The sequence below is a fragment of the Streptomyces durbertensis genome (assembly GCF_014156695.1).
Classification (GTDB): Bacteria; Actinomycetota; Actinomycetes; order Streptomycetales; family Streptomycetaceae; genus Streptomyces; species Streptomyces durbertensis.
Genome location: NZ_WMLF01000406.1, coordinates 1 through 4,969 on the forward strand (window position 1 = coordinate 1; position 4,969 = coordinate 4,969).

General features: G+C 71.4%; 6 protein-coding genes. 4 read left to right on the forward strand and 2 right to left on the reverse strand.

Annotated elements, in window-relative coordinates:
* A partial coding sequence (locus tag GL263_RS21425) for an electron transfer flavoprotein subunit alpha/FixB family protein (protein WP_182857373.1) occupies positions 1-818 on the forward strand: 818 nt, incomplete at its 5' end.
* A gap of 116 nt (positions 819-934) precedes the next feature.
* Here the strand turns inward: GL263_RS21425 and GL263_RS21430 are convergent.
* Positions 935-1,672, reverse strand: coding sequence for a TetR/AcrR family transcriptional regulator (locus tag GL263_RS21430; protein ID WP_228456720.1), 738 nt, complete (start codon positions 1,670-1,672; stop codon positions 935-937).
* 152 nt (positions 1,673-1,824) lie between these two features.
* Here GL263_RS21430 and GL263_RS21435 point away from each other — a divergent pair, with 152 nt between their 5' ends.
* Complete coding sequence (locus GL263_RS21435) at positions 1,825-2,196, forward strand: cupin domain-containing protein (protein ID WP_182857374.1); 372 nt, start codon at positions 1,825-1,827, stop codon at positions 2,194-2,196.
* 24 nt (positions 2,197-2,220) lie between these two features.
* Here the strand turns inward: GL263_RS21435 and GL263_RS21440 are convergent, their stop codons facing one another.
* Positions 2,221-3,360 carry an acyl-CoA dehydrogenase family protein gene (locus GL263_RS21440; protein WP_182857375.1) on the reverse strand — a complete coding sequence of 380 codons (1,140 nt, stop codon included), beginning with the start codon at positions 3,358-3,360 and terminating at the stop codon, positions 2,221-2,223.
* A gap of 80 nt (positions 3,361-3,440) precedes the next feature.
* On the opposite strand from GL263_RS21440, the gene GL263_RS21445 reads away from it, so the two are divergent.
* Together GL263_RS21445 and GL263_RS21450 are read left to right on the forward strand one after the other, a co-directional pair.
* A complete protein-coding gene (locus GL263_RS21445) occupies positions 3,441-4,043 on the forward strand; it encodes a TetR/AcrR family transcriptional regulator (RefSeq protein ID WP_182857376.1) in 603 nt (200 codons plus the stop codon).
* Between the two features lie 144 nt (positions 4,044-4,187).
* Positions 4,188-4,969: M23 family metallopeptidase (locus GL263_RS21450; RefSeq protein ID WP_182857377.1), on the forward strand; the 782-nt coding region annotated here is incomplete at its 3' end.

The window sequence follows — 4,969 nt, forward strand, 5'->3', positions numbered from 1 at the left end:
GTGAGCATGGTGCGGTGAGGGTGCTGGCCGTGGATGCGCCGGAGTTCGGTGAGTTCTCGGTGGTGCCGAAGGTGGACGCGGTGCAGGCGGCGGTGGCGGCGGTTTCGCCGGCGGCGGTGTTGGTGTCCTCCTCCGCGGAGGGGAAGGAGGTCGCGGCGCGGGTGGCGGTGCGGATCGGTTCGGGTCTGGTCACGGACGCGGTGGACGTCGAGGCCGGGGATGAGGGGCCGGTGGTGTCGCAGTCGGTGTTCGCGGCGGGGTTCACGACGCGGTCGCGGGTGACGCGTGGGGTGCCGGTGATCACGGTGAAGCCGAACTCGGCGGCCCCGGAGGCGGCTCCCGCGGCGGGTGCGGTGGAGGAGCTTGCGGTGGAGTTCGGTGAGTTGGCGCGGGGGACGCGGGTGGTCTCGCGGGAGGCGCGGGCGTCCAGCGGTCGTCCGGAGCTGACGGAGGCGGCGATCGTGGTCTCCGGTGGTCGGGGTGTGAACGGTGCGGAGAACTTCCGTGTGATCGAGGAGCTGGCGGACTCTCTCGGTGCGGCGGTGGGTGCGTCGCGGGCGGCGGTGGACGCGGGCTGGTATCCGCACACCTCGCAGGTGGGTCAGACGGGTAAGACCGTCTCGCCGCAGCTGTACGTCGCGGCGGGTATCTCGGGTGCGATCCAGCACCGGGCGGGGATGCAGACCTCGAAGACGATCGTCGCGGTCAACAAGGACGCGGAGGCGCCGATCTTCGAGCTGGTCGACTACGGCGTGGTCGGCGACCTGTTCGAGGTCGTGCCCCAGCTCACCGAAGAGGTCAAGACCCGCAAGGGCTGATCGCTTCACCCGAACCGGTGACGGCCGGTCGGTGGCCTTGCGGCCGCCGACCGGCCGTTGTGTTTCGGTGGGGCACGATCGTGTGGCTTCGCCGAGCGTGGCGGTGGAAAGCGGGTTCAGTTTTCGCCGAGGCTGGACTCGACCTCGCGGACCACCCGCCACATCGGGGTGGACCGTTTGGTGATCACCACGACGACGTCCTCCGACTCGCCGGCCGTCTGGCCGCCGCCCGGGCCGTCGGCTTCCGGACTCCAGGTCTGCCGGACGAAGGACAGGGCCCGGTCGACCGCTTCCGTGGGGTCGCCCTTGCCGCCCGCGCGCAGCCAGTCCCGCAGGGCGTGGTTGTGGGCGGCCACGACCGACGCGGCGAGGACGTTCGCCCGCAGCTTGCCGTCCGGTCGGTCGGCGAACCGGACGCGCAGGTACTCGGCCAGCGTGCGCTCGTACTTCCAGACGACGGAGACCTCGTAGGTGCGCAGGCCGGGGACCTGCCGGGTCAGCCCGTAGCGCTGCACGGAGAACGCCGGCTTCTCGGCGTACATGCGCAGCACCAGGCGGGCGGCGTCGCAGACGCGGGCGACCGGGTCGTCGGTGTCTGCGCTGGCGGCCAGGAACTCCGTCATGTCCGCCAGGCAGCGTTCGTGGTCGGGGAAGACCACGTCCTCCTTGGAAGGGAAGTACCGGAAGAACGAGCGTCGGCCGACGCCCGCGAGGGAGACGATGTCGTCGATCGTCGTCTGCTCGTAGCCGCGCGCGAGGAAGAGTTCGAAGGCCGCGTCGACCAGGGCCTCCCGCATGGGCGGCTTCGGCTGGGCCGGCGTCACGCCGGGAAGGGGGTCTCTGGCCTCGCTCATGACCCCAAACTAGCATTCAGGTCCCTTGAGCAAGGGTATTCAGTACCCTCCCGCGAGGGCCTGTGCCCGGCCCGTGCGTGTCCTGATGCCCCGGGTATAGCGTGGAAGGAGGTCTCGGGGACGCCGTTTCCTCTTCTCCGGGAGGCTTCATCATGACCGGGATTCTTCACAAGTCCTTCAAGTCGGCGGACGAGACACGTCCCTTCGAAGCGCACAAGGGCGAGCTGGCACTGCTGGAGACGGGACACGGGCCGGTGGGCCTCGCGGTCTTCGAACCGGGCTGGCAGTGGTCCAAGCACGTCAAGCCCATCGCGGGAACCGACAGTTGCGAGGCGCAACACGTCGGATACGTACAGAGCGGCCGCATGAAGATTGTCATGGACGACGGGGAGTCGGCCGAGATCGGTCCTGGTGAGCTCGTGGAGGTCGCCCCCGGGCACGATGCGTGGGTCGTCGGCGACGAACCGTGCGTCATGCTCGACTGGGCGGGCTCCGGCGACTACGCCAAGCCGGTCGGTTCCTGACGTACCGGCCGCCGAAGCCCCTGGTCAGGCGGCGAGGGAGCGGCTGATCACCAGTCGCTGGATCTGGTTGGTGCCCTCGAAGATCTGCATGATCTTCGCCTCGCGCATGTACCGCTCGACCGGGAAGTCCATCGTGTACCCGTAGCCGCCGAGCACCTGCACGGCGTCGGTGGTGACCTTCATGGCGGCGTCGGTGGCGATGAGCTTGGCCACGCTGGCCTGCCGGCTGAAGGGGCGGCCGGCGTCGCTGCGGCGGGCGGCGTCCAGGTAGGTGGCGCGGGCGGCGTCGACGGCCGCTGCCATGTCGGCGAGCATGAAGCCGAGGCCCTGGTGGTCGATGATGCGCCGGCCGAACGTGCTGCGCTGCTGCGCGTAGTCGACAGCGGCGTCGAGGGCCGCCTGGGCGAGGCCGGTGGCGCAGGCGGCTATGCCGAGGCGGCCGCGGTCGAGTGCGCTGAACGCGATCTGGAGGCCCTGGCCCTCCTCGCCTATGCGCCGGTCGGCGTCGAGTATCGCGCCGTCCCAGTAGGCGCTGGTGGTGGGTACGGCCTGGAGGCCCATCTTCCGCTCGGGCGCGCCGAACGACAGGCCCTCGGTCGCGCCGGGGGCGAGGAAGCAGGAGACGCCGCGGCTGCCCGGGGCGGTGCGGGCGAAGAGCGCGTAGAAGTCCGCCTTGCCGCCGTGCGTGATCCACGCCTTGGTGCCGGTGATCCGGTAGCCCTCGTCCGTGCGCTCCGCCTTGCACTTCAGGGCCGCGGCGTCGGAGCCGGCCTGGGGCTCGGAAAGGCTGTAGCCGCCGACGAGGCCGCCGGAGAGCATGTCGGGCAGCCAGCGCTCCTTCTGTGCCTCGGTGCCGAAGGCGCTGAGGGGGTGGCAGGCCAGGGTGTGCACGCTGGCGGCGACGGCGACGGCGGCCCAACGGGCCGCCAACTCCTCCAGCACCTGCAGCCACACCTCGTAGGGCTGGCCACCGCCGCCGTACTCCTCCGGGTACGCCAGGCCCAGCAGGCCGGCGTGGCCCAGCGTGGCGAACAGGCCCTCGGGGTACGTCCCGGCGGCCTCGTGTTCGGCGGCCCGGGGCGCGAGCTCCTTGTCGGCGATCTCGCGGGTCAGGTCCAGGAGGTCCGCTGCCTCGGGTGTGGGCAGCAGGCGGTCGACGGCCATGTCGCGGCTCCAAGTGGTACTCAAACTGGTACGTGAGTACCACTTAGCATAGCTCAGGGCGGGCTGGAATACTGACTCGGGTGATCGAGACCTCAGCCGCCGACATCCCACGGCCTGCCGGGCGCGGCGCCGCCCGGCGGACCGAGCTGTTCGAAGAGCTGGTCACCCTGTTGATCAGCGAGGGTTTTGCGCAGTTCACGCTGGACGATCTCGCCGCCAGGCTCCGCTGCTCCAAACGCACCCTCTACGGTCTCGCCGACAGCAAGGAGCAGCTGGTCCGCGCCGCGGTGGTGCACTTCTTCCGCCGCGCCACGGGCCGCGTGGAGGCCGCGCTGGCGGCCGAGACCGACCCGGCCGCGCGGCTCGCCGCCTATCTGCGCGCGGTCGCGGCCGAGCTGGCGCCCGCGTCGCCCCGGTTCTTCGACGACCTCGCGGCCTTCGAGCCCGCGGCCGAGGTGTACGACCGCAACACGCGCGCGGCCGCCCGCCGTGTCCAGGAACTCATCGAGGAGGGGACGGCTGCCGGCGCCTTCCGCGAGGTGCACGTGGCGTTCGCCGCGGACGTGATCGCGTCGGCGATGGTCCGCATCCAGCGCCGGCAGGTGGCCGCCGCCACCGGGCTGAGCGACGCTGAGGCGTACGCGCACCTCGCGGAGTTGCTGCTCCACGGCCTCAACCGCTGAGTGGCCGCGCACTGCTGGCAGTCCGGACGGTCGGCCCAGCGAGGGCTTCCCGTAGCGTTACGTGACCGCACTGAACGAACGTGGACGGCTGACGACAAGGGGGCGAGCGGCGTGCTGGTGGCACTTCGCAGGTGGTACGGACCGATGATCGGTGTGGGGGCGCTGGGCATCGTGGCCTCGGTGACGCTGCGACAGGGCATCGGCGTGGTGTACCTGACCAGCGTCGCGCTCCTGCTGGTGGGGCTGGTGCTTCAGCGCACCAGGTCCGGTGCGCAGCGGCCGACCGGCCGCGAACCGGTCGTCGCGGTGCGCGCGCCCTTCGAGGGAACCTGGCGGGCGGTCAACAGCCCGGCCGACAAGGTGCCCAGCCACGGCATTCACTCGATGGCGCAGACCTACGCCATCGACGTCACCTACGAGCCCGGGGGCCGGCCCGGGCGGCGCTTCGACGCGCTGTGGCCGGTCGTCCGGCGGCCCGAGTCCTTCCCGACCTTCGGGCGTCCGATGCTCGCGCCCGCCGACGGCGTGGTGGTGGCGGTGCACGACGGGCAGCGGGACCACCTCACCAGGATGTCCGGGCTCGGAGTGGTCTATCTCGTGCTGGAGGGATTCGTCCGCGATCTCGGCCGGCCGCGGCACATGCTGGGCAACCACGTGGTGCTTGACCTGGGGGACGGCGTGTACGCGCTCCTCGCGCACCTGCGGCGGGGTTCGCCGCGGGTCGCGGTGGGCGACCGGGTCAGGGCCGGGCAGGTGCTGGCCGAGTGCGGGAACTCCGGCAACTCCTCCGACCCCCACCTGCACTTCCAGCTCATGGACGGCGCCGACCCCACCACCGCGCGGGGCGTCCCGTTCCGCTGGCACTTCGAGGACGCGGACGGGAAGCGGCACCTGGGAGTGCCCTCCGGCGGCCGGGACTTCGAGCC

Coding starts and splice junctions, on each gene's coding strand:
- GL263_RS21430 (WP_228456720.1), bottom strand. CDS start 1,672: ATGAGCGAGGCCAGAGACCCCCTTCCCGGCGTGACGCCGGCCCAGCCG.
- GL263_RS21435 (WP_182857374.1), top strand. CDS start 1,825: ATGACCGGGATTCTTCACAAGTCCTTCAAGTCGGCGGACGAGACACGT.
- GL263_RS21440 (WP_182857375.1), bottom strand. CDS start 3,360: ATGGCCGTCGACCGCCTGCTGCCCACACCCGAGGCAGCGGACCTCCTG.